Below are 21,674 nucleotides of genomic sequence, written 5' to 3'. Positions count from 1 at the left end.
CCTTAAGCTTCGATCGTGTTTGTATCGATATTGGCTTTAGTTTGCTGGGCAAGACCCGTTCTTGCAGTTTTGCTAGCGGGCGCAGGCGGTGCTGCATACACACCATTTTCATCATGCGTCTCGTCACCAATCAGTGGCGGATTGAAAGTACAGATCAAATGCAGATCGGTTTCTGCACGCAACCAATGTTCATCGTTCTTGTTGAGCGCGTACAAAGTACCCGGCTCAATACGGAAAGTTTCGCCGGAAGGAATTAGCTCAACCGAGCCGACGCCTTCGACGCAGTACACGCCTTCCAGATGATGTTGATACCAGATGTGTGTTTGCGTGCCGGCATAAATCACCGTGTGATGCATGGAGAAACCCATGCCGTCTTCTTGCAATAGCAGGCGACGGCTGCACCAAGTCTTGGCCTTGACGTCACGTGGCGTATCGATAATTTCTTTGAGGGTGCGGACGATCATACTGTCACCTCTTTGTCGGATTCGACATTGGATTCAGCTGTTTCCGTCACCGCTTCTGCTACTGCATGTTCCAGAATATCCAGACCGGCCAGCAAGGTTTCTTGCTCGATGGTCAATGGCATTAGCAATTTGACGACTTCATCCTCGCCGCCCGAGGTTTCGATAATCAAACCATTTTGAAATGCGATCGAGGTAATGCGATCAGCCAGTGCAGCATCAGCACACGCGATACCTTGCATCATGCCGCGACCGCGACGTGTGAGTTTGGCGGCTGGATAACTATCGACCAGCTTGTCGAGGAAGATCTCTATCGTCAGCGCTTTCTTTTGAATAGCTGCTTGGAATTTGTTGTCGCGCCAGTAGTGTTCCAGCGCGGCGGTCGCCGTGACAAACGCCATGTTGTTGCCACGGAAGGTGCCGTTGTGCTGGCCTGGCTTCCAGATATCCAGCTCAGGCTTCATCAACAGTATCGCCATAGGCAAACCGAAACCGGACAATGATTTTGATAAGGTGATGATGTCTGGTTTGATGCCTGCAGGTTCGAAACTGAAGAATGTACCGGTACGACCGCAACCCGCTTGAATGTCATCAACGATCAACAGAATTTCGTGACGCTTGCAGAGTTGCTCGAGCTTTTTCAACCAGTTCAAACCGGCGACATTCAAACCACCTTCGCCTTGTACACACTCAACGATGATGGCGGCCGGCAGATCAACGCCGCTACTCGGATCAGCGATCAATTTGTCTAGCATCGCAATCGTGTCGATGTTCTGGCCGAAGTAGCCTGAGTACGGCGCGCGATGCACATCGGACAGCGCTACTCCAGCTGCATCGCGGAACTTGCGATTGCCGGTCAATGCCAACGCACCCAGCGATACACCATGGAAACCATTGGTGAATGAAATCACCATTTGGCGACCTGTCACATTGCGCGCAAGTTTGATCGCGGCTTCCACTGCGTTGGTACCAGTCGGACCGGTGAATTGCATTTTGTATTGCATGCTGCGCGGCTTCAGCACATGACTTTCAAACGTTTGTAGAAACGCTTTCTTGGCGCTGGTTGCCATATCAAGACCGTGGATGATGCCGTCTTCCGCCAGATAGTCGATGACAGCCTGCTTCATCACCGGGTTATTGTGGCCGTAGTTCAAGGTACCGGCGCCGGCCAGAAAGTCGATATACGTGGTGCCGCCTTCGTCGGTCAGCACCGCATTCTGGGCTTTCGAAAATATGGTTGGGAACGAGCGGATGTATCCGCGAACTTCTGATTCAAGTCGATTAAAAATACGCATCATGTTTCTCCTGATGGATGATTGATGGGATGGTCCGGCTACGCGCGATCAAGCAACGTGCAAGTGGGGACCGATTTGATATAGCCATTCTTCTTCATGCCGGCCGCCGCCAAAATCGACAGCGGTGAGATAAGGTCGGCCCTTGATGTCGACGTGATGACGTCGCGCATAACTGGCGAATAATTTTTGCGAGCCTATATTGCTTGGGCTGATGGTGGCTTCGATCGTGGTGAAGCCGTGGGTATGTGCGCAACGCTCGGTCAAACTGTCGAGCATGCGTGAACCGAGTCGCTGACCTTGCATAGTCGGCGCTACCGCGACTTGCCAGATGAATAGCGTGTCCGGTTGCGACGGTGGAATGTAGGCGGTGATGGCACCCGCCAGCTCACCATTGAATTCCGCTACCACGCAGGTATTAGCGTGGTGTTCGCACTGCATCAAATAGGCGTAGCGCGAGTTAAGATCTAGTGGCGGACAAGCTGCGATCAAATCGTGCAGATAGGCGCCGTCGCGGCGGTCCGGAATGCGCAGCACGAGGTGATCGGCTGATGTGGGCGCAAATGTTGCTGGTGCGCGTGCGTTCATGCTTTCTCCTTTTACGAGAAAAGCGATCCCCGTAGCCGGTTTGGCCACAGTGTCACTCGTCGGTTAAAGGGGAGATCAGGTTTGCGCAGGAATGCGTGGATATATGTACTAAGTATTCGTACTAAATATCTGTACTAAGCATTCTGTTTCTACACAGGTTCGGCAGGTATTTTTGCTTCGAGCAAAGAGGCGAATTGTTCCAGCGTGATGACTAAAGCCTGACGATCAGTTTCTGGCAAGGCGCCAAGCGCGCTGCCAAAACCGTTCGGTAATGCCGACGGGGCATTGGCCAGAACCAATTGGCCCGCCACTGTCACTGCGACAAATACATTGCGACGATCGCGCGTATCGCGCTGTCGTTGCACCAAACCCTTTTCTTCCAGCCGATCAACAATGCCGACCACGGTACTTGGACTGAGTTGGATCGCACGCCCTATGGATTTGAGCGTGCTCGGCCCCAATTCCGCAATTGCAAGAAGTGCCACGAGTTGTGGCGATGTGATGTTGTGTGTGACCGCTAGACGCTTTGAATGGTGCTCTACACATTGAGCAATGCGACGTACGCTTTGCAAAATGCGAATCGAATCATTTACAGCAACAAGTTGGGTGATGTCATTCATGACCGCGAGTTTAGCGACATCTTTTCATTCTGTCGCGTCGCATCACAACAAGCTCACATTTTCCTGTTTTTGATATCCCGGTTGCTTGATTAATGAGCAGCCATTGTAGCGACGACATCAGTTGAAGTCAAATCATTCGTATGCGAATAATACTTGAGCGAATCATTTCTTGAGCATTGCGATGTGGGGAATGCCGTCTTCCAGATAGGTGTCCGAGTCGCGAAGAAAGCCGAACTCGCCGTAGAAATGTTCCAGATGTGCTTGCGCTGAAATGCGGATTGCGGAGCCGGGAAAATATTGCGCTACGCAGCGCATGCCTTCTGCCATCAACTGTTTGCCATAGCCACGGCCGCGTGCAGATTGCACAGTCAGCACGCGACCCAGCGCGGCTTCTGGATAGTGATCGCCGGGCGCAAAACAACGTAGATAAGCGACTAGTTCTTGCGACTTCTGCTGTAATTCTTGTTCGCGACCAATCAGATGAAAAGCGCGTTGGTCCTTGCCGTCGATATCCGCATACAGGCATTGCTGCTCCAGCACGAACACGTCTTGCCGGGCAGCGAGCACTGCGCACAAGGTCGCGGCATCAAGTTCATCAAAAGCCGCCCATTGCCAAGTGATCATTGCGCTTTTGTTTCTGCTTTTCTGTTCGGCTTAACGTCCGGTGCATCATTCGTGCATCCTTGCATGCCGCAAGCCTGCACTTTCAAATCTTCGGTTCGACGCGTCGTGTGCTTTTCCAGGCAAGAGAAATGCAGCAAAGGCCAGATCGAACCGGACTCTTCGCGCGGGCCGGTATCGGCCAGACAATCCTTGTCGCGGAATGTCAGCCAGGCGCGTTGCGCATCACGCAAGCGTGTTTGTGCAGGCTGCTCTTTTATCGCTGCCAAATTTTGTTTGTATTGCTCATTCAGAGCTTTATCCGCTTGCTCAAAACGATAGCTGGCGCAAACGTTCATGGCCAGCTGATTCTTGTCGCAATCTTTCAGCGATTCTTGCAGCAAGCCTTGATTCTGCGCAATGGCAGATGCGCTGAGCGCGAACAAGGCGCAGGCAATCAGGTGACGACTAATCATTTCTTCCCCCAGTAAGAAAACTCGGCCTCGTAGCAACTGACATCCAGTTCAGCGACTTTATCCTGCATCGCCGATTGCGCGTCCAATATCGCCTGGTTGTAGATGCTTGGGCCAAGTTCTTTCACACAAAAATCCAGCAAGAGCTTGGCTTTCAGATCGCCTATGCCGTCATCCATATTGACGTCGAAATAGCGTTGGATGGAACTGATCAGGCGTTCTTCAGTTTCAGGAGTGAGTTTGATAGTCATGATAATGAATAAATTATTTAGTTTAAATGTCGACCGGATCCACTTCCAGTGACCAACGCACGCGTGACTTCATGTCGCGCAAAGTTGAAATCCAGATTTTCAAAAATGCCTGCAATGCTGGCCGCGATGAACATTCCACTAGCAATTGCGCGCGATCGATATTCGCCACGCGCGTCATCGTCATCGGAATCGGATCGTTCATCGTGATGCCGTCATGTTCTACGCAAGCTATTGCTTGATGCAAGAAGTCGAGCGCGATCTTCAACTCTTTCGCTTCCGCGCGCAGCAAGGCTTGATACATGAATGGCGGGAAGCACGCCTGTTGCCGCTCTTCCAGCAACTCGCTGGCGAAGGTGTCGTAATCATGCTTGCGCACGGCTGAATACAGAGGATGTTGCGGATAGCGGGTTTGGATCAAGACCTCACTCGCGCTGCCGCCTTCCTTCTGCGCGACGCGACCGGCGCGACCGGCGACCTGCATCAATTGCGCGAACAGGCGTTCACTGGCGCGGTAGTCGTGCGAGAACAGCGCGGTATCCGGATTCAACACGCCAACCAAGGTCAGATTCTGGAAGTCATGTCCCTTCGCCACCATTTGCGTACCGATCAAAATATCGACCTCGCCTCTATGCACGCTGTCGAACGCTTCCTGCGCACTGCCCTTGCGCCGCGTCGAATCGGCATCGATGCGCAAGATGCGCGCTTCAGGAAAAATCATCTGCAGATTTTCTTCTACCCGTTGTGTACCACGTCCCAATGGTTGGATATCTACGTTGCCGCAGTCCGGACAGGATCGCGGTATGCGCTGTTCGTAACCGCAATGATGGCAACGCAAACGTTTATCGAGTTTGTGTAGAACGAGGTAGGCGCTGCAACGCGTGCAGTTGCTGACCCAGCCGCAAGAATCGCAGGAAAGTACAGGCGCATAACCGCGCCGATTCAGGAACAGCAGGGATTGCTCGCCGCGCTCAATCCGCAACTTCAATGCAGCGATCAAGGTTGCGCTGATGCCTTCGACCATTTGTTCGCGCGGCGCTTTACGCTCCAGATCGATCAAACCAACTTTGGGCAAAACCGCATCCTTGACGGCGCGCTCGCGCAATTCGAGTTTGCGATAACGGCCGGATTGCGCGTGATGCCAGGTTTCCAGCGATGGCGTGGCCGAACCGAGCACGATGGGAATACTTAACTGATGCGCACGCCACACCGCCAGATCGCGCGCCGAATAACGCAAGCCTTCCTGCTGCTTGTAGGAAGGATCGTGTTCTTCATCGACGATGATCAATTTGAGATGCGGCAATGACGACAAGATCGCCAGACGCGTACCTAGAATAATCCGCGCCTGGCCTAGATGCGCAGCCAGCCAATGCATCATGCGCTCGCCTTCAGCCAAACCGCTATGCAAAGTTGCCAGCGCCACGCCGGGGAAACGTGAGCGCACGTTTGCTTCCAGCTGCGGCGTCAAATTAATCTCCGGCACCAGGATCAGGATTTGCGCTGGATTATGTTCATCGATGCTGTGCGCCAGAATTTGCGCTGCGGCTTGCAAATACACTTCGGTCTTGCCGCTGCCAGTTACGCCGTACAACAGGGTAGGCGCGAATCCCTGCGCGCCAGCAATCGCGTCAGCCGCAGCTTGTTGCGCGGCATTCAGCTGTGGCATCGCGATTGGCGTTGCATCGTGGACAGCATCTGCCTTGGCTAATTTCTTGACGGCTTTGTCCAGCGAGGTGGTTTTGAGCGCACGCAGATTTTTCGGCAAGCCGGGAATCGCGACTTCGCCCAAAGGACGCTGGTAATAGTCCGCGGCGAACGCGCATAGCGCAATCCATTCGGGCGACAGCGGCGCCAATTGCGTGCGCACTGCGATCGCCTGCTTGAGTTTTTCCAGCGGCACGTCGGTGGTCTCGTGTACCGCGATGATCAACCCCATCACTTCGCGTCTACCGAACGGCACCAGCACCAATTGCCCAATTAGCGGACGAGCGTCTCCTTCTGCTAGCGGCCAAACATAGTCGAAGCAGAAATCAAGCGGCGTGTCGAGAGCGACTTTGAGAATGCAATTTTCCACAGAGTTAATGTAATACCTGAGGAAATGATCTAACTACCCGTTTCATAAGCGCTTTTTAATCTATCCACAGGGATTGTGGATAACTTTGTGGATAACAGGCCCTTGACAGCTGGCGAGGCCAGTATTTATGCGGGTTCCAATAGATTGCCTAAAACCAAAGCACAAATTTAACTGTTTTTAATCAATGACTTACAAATAGATGGTTTTTGTAATTAATAAATTTAGTAAATAAATCATGTTGCTGTGCACAAGCTATTTTTTGTGAATAAGTTTTTGTTTCACGCTTAAAAATTGTCCCACAGCGATTTAAATATGCATTTTCCATTACTGTTTTAACAAGTGCTTGTTTCCAACCGGAAAAGCCTTTGGAGCAATTTTATTGCAGCGCAGAGGATCTTGATACGTCTTTGAAGTAAATTCGCTAAAGCCCGGTTTCATAAAGCTTTTTCCAGCTATCCACAATTCCTGTGGATAACTTTGTGGACAAACTCCCCTGCTCAAAGCCTATACAGGTCTGCTTGAAGGCTGGAATTATTCAACTGAGTTTGGAGCAATAAATAAGTATTTTAAAATCAAACACTTATATAAATTTGCTGAATGCAGCTACAAAATCCAGATAGTAGTCATTCTTGATATCTTCACGCACTATTTTGTGAATAAGCTCGTGCGGTTTACGACATAAAATATCTATAAAGCAATGTTTTTGCTAAAAGCTCTTTCCGACTTTACTTTCAAAAGTACTGGTTTAGTGCAACTACTTCTTTCGATTTCGCGCATTTTGGCGTTAAGTTTGCGCAAATAAAATGCCGGCACAACTTCATGTGAAATATCACCAAGTGCGCTAACTCCACGTTTCTTAAGCGCTTTTTATTCTATCCACAATTTCTGTGGATAACTTTGTGGATAAGCTGCCAAAACCCCTGCTCACACCAGATTTCATGCGGGTTTCAATAAAATGCCAAAACAAAAAGCAAAATATTTATCTATTAAAATCAATGACTTATAAAATCCGCTTTGTTAAGAAACGTTAAGAGCGGGATAAACCGACAACACTCCACGGCCTTACAATTTCTGTGCATAAGGTTAATTGCTTCGCGCTAAAACTGAGCGTTTGCACGGCAATTTATGCACCGCCTTCCGCATCACAGCTTGAATTTAGTGCACAAGCGCCGCGAATGGGCGGGCTTGTATTTATATGTGCAAGGGCCGGCTGAATTCGTGCACAGCATCGACCAGAACCGAGACGGCTTCCGGCGGTGTGAACTGCGAAATGCCATGTCCCAGATTAAATACGTGGCCTGAACCTGGCGCATGTTGGCCAAATGATTCCAGTACTTTGGCAACTTCTGCCCGGATTTGATCAGGTTGAGCAAACAGAATCGTCGGGTCCAGATTGCCTTGCAAGGCGACCCGATCACCAACTTGCGCACGCGCATTGGCCAGATTTACAGTCCAATCCAGACCAACCGCATCGGCACCAACATCGGCAATCTCGTTGAGCCACAAACCGCCACCCTTGGTAAACACGATGCTTGGAATACGCACACCGTCTTTTTCGGTCTTCACATGCTTCAGGACTTCGCGCATGTAATGTAGTGAGAACTGTTGGTACGCGCCATCGGCCAACGCGCCGCCCCAAGTATCGAACATCATGACGGCTTGTGCGCCAGCGTCGATTTGCGCATTGAGATAACCGGCAACCGTGACCGCATTGGTTTGCAGGATGTGATGCATCAGATCCGGGCGGTTATAAAGCATCGCCTTGACCGTGCGGAAGTCATCCGAGCCGCCGCCCTCCACCATGTAGCAAGCCAGCGTCCACGGGCTGCCGGTGAAACCGATCAACGGTACGCGGCCGTTGAGTTCGGTACGTATCTGCGTCACCGCATCGAACACGTATTGCAGCGAACCCAGTTCTGGCACGGTCAGCGCCATCACAGCCTTCTCGTCACGCAAGGGGCGTTCGAACTTAGGCCCCTCGCCTTCGACGAAATACAGACCCAGACCCATTGCATCCGGCACCGTCAAAATATCCGAAAACAAAATCGCCGCATCCAGCTTGTATCTATCCAGCGGTTGCAAGGTCACTTCGGTTGCGTAATCGGGATTTTTCGCCAAGCCGAGGAATGAGCCGGCGCGCGCGCGGGTGGCGCGATATTCCGGCAGATAACGCCCAGCCTGGCGCATCAGCCATAGCGGCGTGTATTCGGTCGGTTGGCGCAGTAATGCACGTAGAAAGGTGTCGTTCTTGAGCGGAGCAAATTGTGTAGGCATCAGGACTGAATTTCTCGGTATGAATTCACTGCATTAGGGTGGATCTGGGAACGAGCCGCTATTATCGCCGAAAGAGGATAGGGCTGGACCGCGATGGATCTGACACTACATCGACTATGACTTATTCACGATGGCCGATGTTGAGTAATTTGTCGGCGCGCTCTTCTTCTGCGATGACGCGTATGTAATTGGCAAAATCCTCATCTTCACCGCGCAATAATTGCGGCAACAGATAATAGAAGTCTGCACGCCGGCACCATTCGCGCATGTAATCGTCCCACGAACCCCAGCGTCGTAACGGCAAGCCGCGCAAGTCGGGTTCATAAGAAACGATGTAGGCGCGCTCAAACAAGGCGATCAACATTTCGAAAATAATCAACGCGCGTTCACGTTGTTCTTCACTCAAATCGCTGCGCGAGGTTGCGCTGCGCAATTGCAGATCGGGATTGTCGAGTACAATTTTTAGAAAATCGTTGTACGCATTTTGCAGTAGCTGATACGCCTCTTCATCCTCGGAATCGCGCTCTTTGCGCTGTTCGTACAGAAAAAGAAAGATTGCAAACGGTAAAGCGAGTGCCGTCACAACAAAGCTGGCGACTTCCCAGAATCCGGGATCGAGTATGAAGTTCATGTGTGCGTGTGACAAATCAGAAGAGGCTCAGTGTACCGCGGCGCATCGGCTATCGTGTGCGCTATATCGCAGCGACATCACAGCATCTATGCCGTTTATCTATCCGGCTGCCATCGCATTGCAACCATTGTGCTGCAAATCCTTGCGGGGATTTTGATTTCGATCAACGTCTAATTGTTTTACGCAAAAAAATACGGCACCTAAGCGCCGTATTTTTTAAAGCTGAATCATTGTCGATGCTTCAGAACCGTGTGTGCGAATTTTATTTCGCGACAACAGGCTGGCTGGTCTCGCTGATGATTTGCCAACGGCCATCAAGATTTTCCCATTGCAGGGTTTTCTGCACAACGTCTTGATAAGACGCAGAACGATAGGTCTGCACAAAAGTACTGGTCGCCGATTTCGGACCTTTAACGTCGACATTGATATCGCTGAGTGACACTTCAATTTTCTGTGCACCAGATATCGATGCAGTACGCTGCGCTTCCCACGCCTCACGCGTCAGGCCGCGCGCCGGTTTGAAGTTCTTCGAATACGCTTGAAGATAGCCTTGAACATTGCGAGCCGACCATGCATGCACCCAACTCGACATTGATTCGATCAATGCTTTGCGTAATGCAGCTGGACTATTGGCGTCTTGCTTCGCATCCGGAGCCGTCACAACAGGTTCCATCGCTGGGGTACCAAATGTGCTGATCACAGGCGAAGGCGAAGGCGAAGTCGAGGTCGCGTTTGCATTCGGATTTGCAGCAGCCGCTGCACGCGCTGCGGTAGCCGCAGCCGCAACTGCCACCGATTCACGTACCAGTTGTTCGGCTCGTACGTTCAAGGCATCTTTATCAACGACATAGCTATCAGGTCCGAGTGGCGGACAGCCAGTTGCAGATTCACCGCTTTCAGCAATATCCGGCAATTTGGATACGGCTTGACGCGCCAGACCCAAGCTGGAAAACAAAGTCCCCATGCCAGCATTGGTACGTGCATAAGCAACGCTTAAATCAAACTCGGAATTCACATACGCGCGTTTGGCTTGGAACAATTCGTTTTCAGTATCCAGTACGTCCAGCAAACTGCGTTGGCCGATATCGAATTGCATGCGATAGGCATCGCGCGCTTTTTCAATCGACAACTGATGCTGATCCAGATAAATCAGTTGTTCAGTCAACTTGCGGGTGTCGTTGTAGGCGATCGCCAAAGTCTGACGCAGATCGCGGCAGGTTTTGTCACGCAGATCACGGGCTACATTGATCTGCTCGGCGTATTGACGTACACGAGCGCGATCGCTGCCGCCGTTGAATAGATTCCAAGTCATGACGACTTCGGCTGAATTGCTTTTGCTGTCGCCAGTCGGGCCTGTGTTACTCGACAAATTCTCACCGCGATCGCTACGCAAACGGAAATCGAAACGCGGTTGAAACGCCGCATTACGAACCTTGGCAGAACTGTTGGCGGAACGGACATTTTCAATCGCTGCCAACAATGCCGGATTGCTGTCTGCGATTTTCAGCGCCGTATTCAAATTAGGCGGCATGTTTTTGTTCAGGTCGCCCGGCATTTGCATGTTCGGTCCAGGTGGCGTACCGACCAAACGCTGAAAGCGTGTGCTGACGTCATACAGATTAGAGGTATCGGTCAACAGATTGGATTCTGCCAATGCCAAACGACCGGCAGCTTGCTCCAGATCGACGCGACGACCGACACCGGCATTGGTTTTTTCACTGATTTGCGAAAAGACGGAGCGATGACGTACGTAGTTCTCTTCAGACAAACCGGTCAATGCGCGATGACGCAAAACGTCGGCATACGCGCGCACGACTTCCAGCGTGGTGCTTTCTGTGATGTCGTATAACTCGAACAGGCGGACCCGACGCGCAAAATCCAGTCGGTCAACTTCATTGCTGGTGGCGAAGCCGTCATAGATCAGTTGCGTTAATGTGACGGTTGCCGAATTGCGGCTGCTGCGTGTTTGTACCGGCTCTTTATATTGATCACGACCGACACCAGCAGACACATCCAGTCTTGGCAGAAAAGCGCCGAAGGCCACATCACGTTCGCCATCGGCGGCTTCAAAAGCATGGACCCGCGCCTCGATTTCCGGATTGGTTAACACCGCCTGTTGCGCAGCATCCTTCAAGGTCTGTGCTGATGCGACTAGCGGCAACAGCAAGAGGAAACTCCAATAAATTTTACGCATAAGGGCCTGCTTAGTACCGGTTCGCGGAACCGATGGGGATAAAATGCTTACTTTATACAAGACATTCCGATGACGGAGTGTGAATTATTGTGAACGTAGTGTCGATCTTACGACGGTTCTTGTACTATCGATGGAGCGAAGATACTCTCTAATACATGCCTTTTCTGGCGAATGCTATGATCAATCGGTCAAAGCGTTCATAGACATCGCAGGCCCTCACACAGATCTCTCTTTTGATCAATTGCATCCGTAGATCGCCGTTCTTGCTGCAAATCCTGCTGCTCATCATGGCGGGAATACTGATGCTGCCTCCGAATCCGGTCGCTGCCTTTGATGTCACGCAACTCCAAGCCACTTTACGCAAGCTCGGCGGCAATCCGCAATCATTGCTTGACTGGCAGCAGCTGCTGCAAGAAAGCAAAGCGTTGCCGGTGCCCGCCCGTTTAAAACGTGTGAACGAATTTTTTAATCGTCGCGTACGCTTTAGCAGCGATCAGGAAATCTGGCATCAATCAGATTATTGGGCCACGCCTATGGAGACATTATCCAAAGGTGCCGGCGATTGCGAAGACTTCACGATCGCAAAATACTTCACCTTGCTGAATGCAGATGTGCCCGTCGAACAGCTTCGCCTGATTTACGTCAAAGCGCGCATAGGCGGCATGAACAGCAATCTGCAACAGGCACACATGGTGCTAGCGTATTACGCGTCGCCAGATTCAGAGCCGCTGGTACTCGACAATCTGATCACGGATATTAGACCTGCATCGCGCCGCACCGATCTATCACCAGTTTTCAGTTTTAACAGCCAAGGCATCTTCAACGGTGTCGATGCAAAGACCACGCCTGAAAAAGGTGGCGTCACACAACTATCACGCTGGAGCGAGCTGCTGCAACGCGCACGCGCCGAAGGTTTCAATTGATTCATGTAACAAAGAGAGGCAATCATATGTCGATGTATCGCCAACTTTGGCTTGCACTTATTCTCAGCACGACGCTGTCACTAGTTGGCGGCTTTCTCGCATCGACGTTAGGCGCGCGCGTCTATCTTGAAGAGCAGCTGAGACTAAAAAACAATGACACCGCCGCTGCGCTGGCGCTATCGCTGAGTCGCGGTGGTGTTGATCAAATCGAAATGGAGTTGAGTACCGCCGCACTGTTCGACAGCGGCTATTTCCAGTCGATAAAGATCCTCGATCCCAAAGGTGATGTCATCGTTGAACGCGTTGCCGAACCGGCACAAGACAGCGCGCCGCAATGGTTTATCAACAGCCTGCCTATCGTGGCGCAACCCGGCGTCGCAAATATTACCGACGGCTGGAAACAACTCGGCTCCGTTGTTTTAGAAAGCCAGGCATCGCATGCCTACAAAACTTTATGGAGCGCCACCAAGGAATTGATGGCGGCTTTATTCTTTGCCGGTCTGTTGGGCGGCTACCTTGGCACCTTGATTTTGCGTCGCTTGAAAGGCCCGTTGGCCAAAGTAATCGAACAAGCACGCGGCATTAGCGAACGTCGTTTCTTTACAACGCCAGAACCCAAAGTACCGGAGTTGCGCCAACTGGTCGCGGCAATGAACTCTTCCGTCGTGCGCTTGAAAAGCATGTTTGATGAAGAAGCCAAACGTCTGGAAGCCGTGCGTCAGGAAGTTAACTACGATCCATTGACCGGCCTCGCCAATCGCGACTACTTTATGGCGCGTTTGCGTGCAGTCTTGGAAACTGAAGAAGGCCCAGGCGGCCAACTGTTCCTGATCCGCGTCGCCAATCTGACAGAACTCAATCGCCGCTTGGGACGCGAATCGACAGACGCCTTATTGCAAGCAGTTGGCAAAGCGATAGAAGAATTTTCGATGAGCTTGCCGGACGCATTGGTTGCGCGTTTGAATGGCGCCGATTTCGCGCTGATGATCCCGGGTCAATGGGATGCCGTCGCAATGGGTGACGAGTTATTGCAAAAATTGATCAACAGCAGCCGCGCCTTTTTGCAGAACGAGCCGATTGCATTTATAGGCACCGGCGCTTTCCGTCCGCAACATGCGATGGGCGAATTGTTAACGCAAGTTGATAGCGCGATGGCCGCGGCAGAAGCGACCGGCGTCAACAAGGTGCGCGAAGCGATTTCCCACGATGACGATGCGCCTAGCAGCGCCGAACAATGGGGCCGTCAGATCGAGCATGCGCTAGACAATGCGCTATCTAAAATCGCCTTGTTCCCGGTGGTGAATTTTTCAGGCCAGATCATTCACAGAGAAAGCGCATTGCGTCTGATGTTAACGCCGGGTAGCCCTTGGTTGCCAGCTGGCCGCTTCTTGCCAGCCGCCGAACGCATGGGCATGACGGCGAAGCTAGATCTGGCCGTGGTCAAACTCGGCTTGGCAGAACTGGCGAAAGATCCGCAGTTGCCAGGCGTTGCGATTAATCTTTCCGGCCAATCAATACATGACCCCGAGTTCTGCCAAACATTACTCGCCTTACTCACTGCTCAACCGCAGATCAGCAAACGTCTGTGGCTTGAGGTGCCGGAATATGGTGCACTAGCGCATCTGCCTGCCTTCCGTGTATTTTGTCTACAGATTTCCAAAACCGGTTGCAGTCTCGGCATCGAACATTTCGGCAATCAATTCAGTCATATCGGCAAGTTGCATGATCTCGGTCTCGATTACCTGAAGATCGATGCAAGCTTTATTCGCGACATACAAAACAATCAGGGCAATCAAGTATTTTTAAAAGGACTGACCAACATTGTTCACAATATCGGGATGAAGGTTTTTGCTGAAGGCGTGATCTCGCAGGAAGAAGTCGACATGCTGGCGACGTTGGGATTTGATGGCATTACCGGACCGGTGGTGAAGTAGTCGAACCGGCACAAAACTGCTTGCAAGTGTAAATTTGCGTACAGCATTTACCCAATAAAAAAACCGCTCAGTTAAACCTGAGCGGTTTTTTTACGTACACAACTTGCGGCGGATCATCAGTCCGTAATCAACTTGCCACGTGTGATCATGTCTTGAATAATTTGCTGATCGGTCGTAAATGAACCGATCAGATTTACTCCTTGCAGGACAATGGTTTGGTCTTCGTGACTGGCCGTTTGGCCGACGCCAATGGTGTGCGTATCGGCTGAAAAACCACCATTCGAACTAATATGTACGATCGTGTTACTGCCGCTCTTCTCGAAGTGCAAATAATTTTCCAGATTCGCGTCCAGTCCCGTCTTGTGCTCACCGCTCAACAAATCGCGCAGGTCCAGGTTATCGCTGGCGTTGATATTGTTAAAATCGGTAATGGTGTCGACTGCCGGCGACCCTTGTGTCCCCTTATCGCCTAGATGCCAGACAAACGTGTCCGCACCCAGCCCACCAGTCATCATGTCATTACCGATGCCGCCATCCATTAGGTCATTGCCGGTGCCGCCATCCAGTGTATCGTTACCTGAGCCACCTTCCAGGCGATCATCGCCCGAACCACCGCGCAAGATGTCCTCACCACTATTACCCAGCAACACATCCTTGCCGCCCTCGCCAATCAACGTATCGGCGTTGTTGCTACCGTAAAGGATTTCGTCCGATGCACTTCCGACGATCGTTGAACCCGATACGCCGTAGATGGTTGCCCCGGTTGAATCATGACCGCTGGAATCATCCAATGTATAGATGAAACCATTGGTCGATGTGGGTGGCAAGACTTGCGGATCAATCGACAGCCACAGGTCATAGTCGCCGCCTGCATCGGTGGCTGATGCGTTTGCACCTTGGGCGACGCGGACATAGTAGTCGCCTTCGACGCTGACGGTATAAACCAAATACGGATCCAACAACGACGTTGATCCCGACTCGATGACTGCAGATGTATTGTTCGATGCCAACAAGGTGGTGCCGTTGGTACCGTATAGATACAGGTAGGAGTCGACGCTCGTGGAGGCAACGCCATCGATACCCCGGTCGATATCCATATAGAGGGTTTCACCTGCCTTCAGATGGACCTTGATGTAATCGCTGTCAGCCGCGCCGTTGACCGCCTGCAACGTGCCACTGACCTTGATTGATGGCAGTTCTGGATCGGCCAGATCTAGAGCGGCGGTGGCATTTGTCACTGGGCCAAACAACGCCCGGTTCGTCAAATTCATTGCCGTCTGATAGGTATTATTTTTGGCGTTATTTGAAGCATCGCCTGCGAAGGCGCTATTGTTAAAAGTACTTTCCGTAATCGCCGTAAAGTTTGCGCCGAAACCACTGGTGCTGGTTGTCAGTGCCGCCGTTGGATCGAACACGACATTGCCGCCACTGACCACCACTGCTCCACCGACCGCACCGCTGGTACCGCCGAACGTAGTGCTGCTACCGACGACATCGTTATGCAGCAAAGCACCCGTCGAGATAGTCAGTGGCGAGCCATCAATCACGTTGGTTAAGATGATGTCGCGGCTGGCGTCCAGGTTCGCAACATAGTCGAGGTTGACCGTCAGATTGATGGTTTTCGTATCGCCGTCGTTATCAACCACAGTGATCGGGAAAATTTCTTGTTGACCCTGAATGGTGGTATTGACCGTCAGGCGATAACTGTATTCCCCGGTAACCATATTTATCGTGAGATCGCCGCCCTTTGCTGTGTGTATCGTAAGGTTCGGGGTTGCTGCCGAATAGTTGTACGTCGTTCCGTCCACCACAACGCTTTGCAGATGACCTCCATCGGCACCGATTACAAATCCGCTACCGCCACTACTCGATAGAACCGAGACGTTGCCGAGAACGACCCCTTGATCGACTGTACTCAATAATGTATCTGCAAGATCGGCGGGATCGCTGACTTTAATTGCGTAAGGCTCATTAGTACCGTTCGGGAAGGCAATCGGATTCAATGCCGTCAGGCTGGCGTCACCAATACCGATGCCAAACGAAATATCTCCATTTGCTGTAACGAAGTTTTGCCATAGCGTTTGTTGCGCTGCGGTGACCGAATAACCCGACGTTGGTTCGCCGTCCGAGATGAAATAGAACAGTGTCTTATCCGCATCCGGCTGCGTGAAATTATTCATGACTGTATTCAGCGCGGTCGAATACCGAGTTTCACCTGACGGTTGCAGTAAATTGATATACGACAGCGCGCCTTGAGGGTTATCAGAAAACCAGCTTGATTCTGTAGCGCTACTACTGAACGATACGATCTGTACATTGACATTACCGATTTCATCGAACTTGTGGATCAGTTCAGCTAACGCTTCCTTCGCAATCTGTAAGCGGGTCTTGCCGGTATTGCCGACCGGATCCGCCATGCTGCCCGAAACGTCTATCGTCAATACTAAGTTATAAGTCGGCAGGGTAGCCGCAGCATGTAACGTTTCCGTCACGTTGCCGCCGATTGGCGCATCATCGGCTACGTTTACAGTCAGCGTAGCGCTACTGGTTGCACCGCCAGCACCGGATAATTGATAGGTATATACGCGCGCATCCGTGCTGCCTTGCGCGGTCGGCGATGTCAACGTGTATTGATAGTCGCCAGCTTGATGCGTCGCATCAGCCGTAGTCCATACCTTCAAAGTTCCAAAGTCATCGATTACCGTTATCACGCCGTTAACCGGCGCAGAACTGCCAACGTTGGTGATCGTTGTCAGGCTGCCCACGCCGGCATCGTTATCCAGCAAATTGCCGGTCGCGACGATGGGGTGCGCACCCGGGTCGGTACCATTGCTGAGACCGGATTCATATACGGTTGCTGTGTCCGCGACCGCCTGCGCTTGCGTACTCGTTCCTACCGTCAACGTAGTGGTGCTGGTGTCGCCGTCCGAGTCAGTCAACGTATAACTGATGACATCCGGATTCAGGCCCGACAGATCCTGCTGTGCTGACAATGTATTAATCCGATAAGCACCGGATGTTGCCGTGAACATCAGATATTGAAAGGCCGATGCCGTCGTGATGTTGACGTTGGTTATGGCGCCCGAGAACGTACCAGTACCTACCTGTACCCCAGTGCTGCTATACGCATACCAGACGCCCGTTTCTCCAGAAGCCAGATTGGAAATGCCGACGCTGGCTGCTTTCGAGTTCATGCCTAAATTCAGCACAAGTTCTTCGCTGGTACCCAGCTTGGCATCACCACCCAATTGCTCGACACCCAATCCTTCGTTACCGGCGGTCGTCGTAAAATTAACGTTCTGCCCGGCGGCTGAAGCCACAGAAGCCGTATTCAACGTACCGTTGGTATTCACTGGCGAAAATAAGTCAAAGCCGGAATATGTCACGCCCGACGTTGCGGGAGCCCAGCTCGCTTGTGCAGAATTGGTAATCGCAATGTTGTTGTACTTCGATGTGTAACTGTAATTGCCGTCCGGTTCGATGGTGAATGTTCCATTGGCTGCCACCACGGTCCACTTGCCAGAGCCGGAGTTGAAGGTTGCTGGCGTGCCGTTGTAACTGATACCCGTCAACGTACCGCCGTCCAGCAGAATCTTATCTACACCAGTCGTCGTATTGCCACCGGCACCGCTAATTACATTACCAGTAATCGTACCGCCGACACCGACGCTATCCGTATCAGCATTGGCGGTCGGCGCCGTATCGGCCACCACCACGTTGAAGTTTTGTGTGGTCGATGCAGAACCGCCGCCGACTTCGGTGCTGGTCGCACTCAACGTCAGCGTGTACGTTTTGCTGGTTGAATTCATGTCGTTGTCGACACCCTGGAATTTCAGAGCGGACAAATTCCAACCGGACAAATTAAGCGATGTGTTGCCAGACGTCGCGGTAAAAGTTTGCGTGCCGTCGGTGATGCTTGCACCAACAGGAATTGCACTCAAGGTACGCGTAGACAGCGCTTCCGAACCATCGGTATCAGTCAGCGCCGCCGCCAGTGAAAGGTTAATCCATTGGCCTTCCGTGCCGCTCGCATTGTTGACTGCGACTGTCGGTGCATCTGCTACAGGATTGATATGCAACGTAACGGTATCTGTATCGGACAAAGCGCCGCCAGTACCGTTGTTGCCAAGATCGTTGGTAGTGACGGTCAATGTCACATCGTCACTTGCATTCAAAGCCGAGGTGTACTTGACGCCGCTTGCCGCGATGTAAGCATTGATCGCACTTTGCGCGCCGGTCAGCACGATGCTGCCGCTGCCGGAGCCGGCGATCGTCACACCACTACCGGATACTGCGGTCAGCGTGCCGGTCGGTGCGCTTAGCGTAACTTGTAGGTTGCTGTTACCGGCATCCACGTCGCCCACACTAATACCGGTCAATGAAGTTGCGACATCCTCGGTAACCGCAATGGTGCCCGGCACTGTATTGGTCGGCGCATCGTTCAGCGATATGACATTGATCGTCGCAGTTGCCGTGTTGCTGCTATTAACGCCGTCAGTAACGACAACTGTAATCACGCGAGGTGTGGTATCCGGAATTTCGCTGGTGTTGACGAAGGTCAGTGAACGAATCGCGGCTTGATAATCCGCCATGCTTGCAGAACCGGTCAGCACAATCGAATTGCCAACAATGCTGGCCGTGATACCCGCTGGCAGACTGCCGAAATTGCCGGAATCGCCAGTTTGTGGATTGGTCAGCGTGATCGTCGCACCTTGGATATTCGAACCATCCAGATCCGTGATCGAGATATCAACGTCTGCAATAGAAATGGCAGCGCCGTTCTCGGTATATGTGTTGGTGAAACCGGTACCTGCGGCGGAAGCATCCAGATCCAGGACCGGCGCGTAGTCGTTGTTGAGAATGGTGCCGACTGCAGTCACACCGCCCAACGTGAGGTTGACCGTTTCGTTAGGTTCAACCAGTGAATCATTACCGGTAGGAATACTGATTGTGAAGCTGGTGACACCGGCAGGTACTGTCAACACATTACCAACTAGCGTAACGCCATTGGTAAAGGTTGGCGTTGCCGTGTAATCGCTACCCGCCGTTGCAGTACCGCCACCCAGGTTAAAGGTGAAGGTCGTACCCGCGCTGGACGTTCCAGTGACATTGACGGTGTAAACCAACGCTCCACCTTCGGCTACTGATGGGCTGGTGATGCTGCCAATGACTGGAACAGGATCATTGTCCGTGATGGTACCAACACCAAAATTGTCACTGATCGTGGCATTCGTTGGCGCGCTCAGGTTGACGTTAAAGGTCTCTGTGCCTTCATACACGCTGTCATTCGTAATATTGATTGTGATCGTTTTGGTCGTTTCGCCAGGTGCAAACGTCAAAGTGTTGGCAATTGACGTGTAATCGCTGCTTGCAATTGCTGTGCCATTGGTGGTGTTGTAACCCACGGTCACTGTTTGACCCGAAGCTGCACTCAAGGTGACAGTGAAAGTTGCAGTGCCAGCGGCTTCGTTCACCGTCACATCGTTGATGGACAGACTCGGCGTCGCATCGTTGTCGATAATCGTCGCAACACCACTTGCCGCTGCGTTACTGGTGTTACCCGAAGTAACGTTGGCAGTGAGCGTGAAGTTTTCACTTACTTCATTCGCCGTATCGTTGATGATCGGTACCCGAACCAAGGCGCTTGTGCTGCCGGCTGGGATACTGCCGTTCGACGTTGTGGCCCAGGTTGTCCCGCCATCGGTAGAAATTTGCAGCGCGTTGGTGAAATCCTGACCCTGCGTTGCCGTACCGTTATTCAATCCCAGCCAGAAATTCGTGGAACTGCCACTTACTCCGGAAAGCGAAACTGTGAACGTTGCGTAGCCTCCATCTTCCTGCACCGAGACGTTGCCGACACTGACGGTGGGCGCCGCTTCGTTATCGACAATCGTGCCTTGGCCGATAGGACTAGTAATCTGTGCGTTCTGCGCATTCGAAAGATTGACTAGGAAATTTTCACTTCCTTCAAAGACCATGTCCTCAGTGATTGAGATGGTGATGGTCTTGATTGTTTCGCCCGCTGCGAAATTAATCGTACCATTACCCGCCACGTAATCCTGACCAGCCTTGGCACTGCCATCTTGCGTTGCGTAATCGACGCTAATTGGTTTGCCGCTGGCAGAAGACAAGGACACCGTGAACGTCATCGTGCCGGCGCTTTCATTCACGCTGACATTGTTGATAGTGATGTTAGGCGCGGTGTAATCGTTGTCGAGAATGGTGGCCGTCGCACTATCGCTGGTATTGCTGGTGACGCCGGCTGTTTTGGTAGCGGTCAACGAGAAGGTTTCATTAAACTCATTCAGCGCATCATCGACGACTGGCGTACGCACGACGAAACTGCTTGAGCCAGCGGGAATCGTCGCCGATGTCGCATTGCTCCAGGTTGAACCGCCGTCGAAAGAAACTTGCAGATTGGTCGCACCGCTCGAACCGTAATCGACACCACCACCGGTTGCTGTGCCATTGCTCAACACCAGTGAAATTGTGGTCGCTACCGAACTGGTGGCAGACAACGAAACTGTGAAGTGAGCGTAGCCGTTTCCTTCTGTAAGGTTGTAGTTATTCAACGCATCGTTAACGGTGACTTGCAATGCCGGCGCGGTGTTGATAAGAACACTATCGCTACCACCCGAACCAACATTAGTTGCGGCATCGGTATAACTACCACCAGTCACGGCGACCGTACCTGTCCCGTTAAAGCCGGGCGTCGCTGTGAAGATGGCCGCCCATACCAAAGGATTTGATGTCGCAGCAAGGCCGGAGATCGTGCCACCGGCAACCGTGATGTCACCAGCGGTAAAGCCAACCGGTGCTTCGCTGAACGTGAAAGTCACCTGGCTCACGCTATCGGCAACATTCAATGCTGCGTCAACAATATTGACGGCCACAGTCGGTGCGGTCGTATCGACGGTATATGTTTCTATATCCGTACCCGTGCCGACATTACCTGCCGCGTCCGTGGTCGTGATTTTTGCATCGATGGTCTTGTCGCCATCAGCAACCAGGTCCGATCCCGGCACGTTAATGCTGAAGCCCAATCCGACTGCAACCGTACCTGTGTAGGTATGCCCGTTGACTGTCAAAGTTACCGTATCGCCGACTTTCGCGTCGCCACCTACAGTGCCCGTAATGGCAATGTTTTGGCCAGCCTCTGTCGCGTTAATGACGTCATCAGACGTGATATTGGTCGCCAATGTAATCGTTGGCACCGGTGGAGTGGCGTCGACTGTGTAGCCTTCGGTGTCCGTCGCTGTTGTGCTATTGCCCGCTGCGTCCGTCGTCGTCACTTTTGCGTCAATGACTTTGTCCGCATCGGCAACAAGATCCGATCCAGGGACATTGATAGAGAACGTGTTG

The 21,674-nt window shown here is 52.1% G+C and carries 14 protein-coding genes; 2 read left to right on the top strand and 12 right to left on the bottom strand.

Translation table 11 applies throughout. From position 1 onward, the window contains the following. Positions 1 to 2: 2 nt before the first annotated feature. From Q7T66_RS05615 to Q7T66_RS05565, 11 genes are all read right to left on the bottom strand, one after another. Positions 3 to 464 (bottom strand): ectoine synthase, encoded by a 462-nt coding sequence (locus Q7T66_RS05615; RefSeq protein WP_304932352.1) that lies wholly within the window; start codon positions 462 to 464, stop codon positions 3 to 5. Beyond that, a complete protein-coding gene (gene ectB, locus Q7T66_RS05610) occupies positions 461 to 1,756 on the bottom strand; it encodes a diaminobutyrate--2-oxoglutarate transaminase (protein ID WP_304932351.1) in 1,296 nt (431 codons plus the stop codon). The genes Q7T66_RS05615 and ectB overlap by 4 nt, the downstream gene beginning before the upstream one ends. A 48-nt stretch (positions 1,757 to 1,804) precedes the next feature. Continuing rightward, a complete protein-coding gene (gene ectA, locus Q7T66_RS05605; RefSeq protein ID WP_304932350.1) occupies positions 1,805 to 2,341 on the bottom strand; it encodes a diaminobutyrate acetyltransferase in 537 nt (178 codons plus the stop codon). Between the two features lie 149 nt (positions 2,342 to 2,490). Then, complete coding sequence (locus Q7T66_RS05600) at positions 2,491 to 2,961, bottom strand: MarR family winged helix-turn-helix transcriptional regulator (protein ID WP_304932349.1); 471 nt, start codon at positions 2,959 to 2,961, stop codon at positions 2,491 to 2,493. Between the two features lie 162 nt (positions 2,962 to 3,123). Next, positions 3,124 to 3,585: a GNAT family N-acetyltransferase gene (locus Q7T66_RS05595; RefSeq protein WP_304932348.1), complete on the bottom strand. Its 462-nt coding sequence runs from the start codon at positions 3,583 to 3,585 to the stop codon at positions 3,124 to 3,126. Next, positions 3,582 to 4,037 (bottom strand): lysozyme inhibitor LprI family protein, encoded by a 456-nt coding sequence (locus Q7T66_RS05590; RefSeq protein WP_304932347.1) that lies wholly within the window; start codon positions 4,035 to 4,037, stop codon positions 3,582 to 3,584. The genes Q7T66_RS05595 and Q7T66_RS05590 overlap by 4 nt, the downstream gene beginning before the upstream one ends. Beyond that, positions 4,034 to 4,285 (bottom strand): DUF2164 domain-containing protein, encoded by a 252-nt coding sequence (locus tag Q7T66_RS05585; RefSeq protein ID WP_304932346.1) that lies wholly within the window; start codon positions 4,283 to 4,285, stop codon positions 4,034 to 4,036. The genes Q7T66_RS05590 and Q7T66_RS05585 overlap by 4 nt, the downstream gene beginning before the upstream one ends. A 22-nt stretch (positions 4,286 to 4,307) precedes the next feature. Further along, positions 4,308 to 6,356 (bottom strand): primosomal protein N', encoded by a 2,049-nt coding sequence (locus tag Q7T66_RS05580; RefSeq protein ID WP_304932345.1) that lies wholly within the window; start codon positions 6,354 to 6,356, stop codon positions 4,308 to 4,310. 1,191 nt (positions 6,357 to 7,547) lie between these two features. Further along, the gene (hemE, locus tag Q7T66_RS05575) at positions 7,548 to 8,630 is read right to left on the bottom strand and encodes a uroporphyrinogen decarboxylase (protein ID WP_304932344.1); all 1,083 of its coding nucleotides are present in this window, start codon (positions 8,628 to 8,630) and stop codon (positions 7,548 to 7,550) included. Between the two features lie 121 nt (positions 8,631 to 8,751). Continuing rightward, the gene (locus tag Q7T66_RS05570; RefSeq protein WP_304932343.1) at positions 8,752 to 9,261 is read right to left on the bottom strand and encodes a hypothetical protein; all 510 of its coding nucleotides are present in this window, start codon (positions 9,259 to 9,261) and stop codon (positions 8,752 to 8,754) included. A 262-nt stretch (positions 9,262 to 9,523) separates the two neighbouring features. Then, on the bottom strand, positions 9,524 to 11,455 hold the full coding sequence (locus Q7T66_RS05565; protein ID WP_304932342.1) for a TolC family outer membrane protein: 1,932 nt from the start codon (positions 11,453 to 11,455) through the stop codon (positions 9,524 to 9,526). 302 nt (positions 11,456 to 11,757) lie between these two features. Between Q7T66_RS05565 and Q7T66_RS05560 the strand changes: the two genes are divergently transcribed. Beyond that, on the top strand, positions 11,758 to 12,378 hold the full coding sequence (locus tag Q7T66_RS05560; protein WP_304932341.1) for a transglutaminase-like cysteine peptidase: 621 nt from the start codon (positions 11,758 to 11,760) through the stop codon (positions 12,376 to 12,378). A gap of 26 nt (positions 12,379 to 12,404) precedes the next feature. Continuing rightward, the gene (locus tag Q7T66_RS05555) at positions 12,405 to 14,312 is read left to right on the top strand and encodes an EAL domain-containing protein (RefSeq protein ID WP_304932340.1); all 1,908 of its coding nucleotides are present in this window, start codon (positions 12,405 to 12,407) and stop codon (positions 14,310 to 14,312) included. A gap of 116 nt (positions 14,313 to 14,428) precedes the next feature. On the opposite strand, the gene Q7T66_RS05550 is transcribed toward Q7T66_RS05555, so the two are convergent. Further along, complete coding sequence (locus Q7T66_RS05550) at positions 14,429 to 21,604, bottom strand: Calx-beta domain-containing protein (RefSeq protein ID WP_304932339.1); 7,176 nt, start codon at positions 21,602 to 21,604, stop codon at positions 14,429 to 14,431. Positions 21,605 to 21,674: the final 70 nt, after the last annotated feature.

The sequence above is a fragment of the Herminiimonas sp. genome (assembly GCF_030655415.1).
This window is presented reverse-complemented; position numbering and strand designations above follow the sequence as displayed.

Bases quoted from the DNA above. Each gene is read 5' to 3' on its own strand.
- Q7T66_RS05585 (WP_304932346.1), bottom strand. From the start codon at position 4,285: ATGACTATCAAACTCACTCCTGAAACTGAAGAACGCCTGATCAGTTCC.
- Q7T66_RS05570 (WP_304932343.1), bottom strand. From the start codon at position 9,261: ATGAACTTCATACTCGATCCCGGATTCTGGGAAGTCGCCAGCTTTGTT.
- Q7T66_RS05615 (WP_304932352.1), bottom strand. From the start codon at position 464: ATGATCGTCCGCACCCTCAAAGAAATTATCGATACGCCACGTGACGTC.
- Q7T66_RS05565 (WP_304932342.1), bottom strand. From the start codon at position 11,455: ATGCGTAAAATTTATTGGAGTTTCCTCTTGCTGTTGCCGCTAGTCGCA.
- Q7T66_RS05595 (WP_304932348.1), bottom strand. From the start codon at position 3,585: ATGATCACTTGGCAATGGGCGGCTTTTGATGAACTTGATGCCGCGACC.
- Q7T66_RS05555 (WP_304932340.1), top strand. From the start codon at position 12,405: ATGTCGATGTATCGCCAACTTTGGCTTGCACTTATTCTCAGCACGACG.
- ectA (WP_304932350.1), bottom strand. From the start codon at position 2,341: ATGAACGCACGCGCACCAGCAACATTTGCGCCCACATCAGCCGATCAC.
- hemE (WP_304932344.1), bottom strand. From the start codon at position 8,630: ATGCCTACACAATTTGCTCCGCTCAAGAACGACACCTTTCTACGTGCA.
- ectB (WP_304932351.1), bottom strand. From the start codon at position 1,756: ATGCGTATTTTTAATCGACTTGAATCAGAAGTTCGCGGATACATCCGC.
- Q7T66_RS05600 (WP_304932349.1), bottom strand. From the start codon at position 2,961: ATGAATGACATCACCCAACTTGTTGCTGTAAATGATTCGATTCGCATT.
- Q7T66_RS05590 (WP_304932347.1), bottom strand. From the start codon at position 4,037: ATGATTAGTCGTCACCTGATTGCCTGCGCCTTGTTCGCGCTCAGCGCA.
- Q7T66_RS05560 (WP_304932341.1), top strand. From the start codon at position 11,758: ATGCTGCCTCCGAATCCGGTCGCTGCCTTTGATGTCACGCAACTCCAA.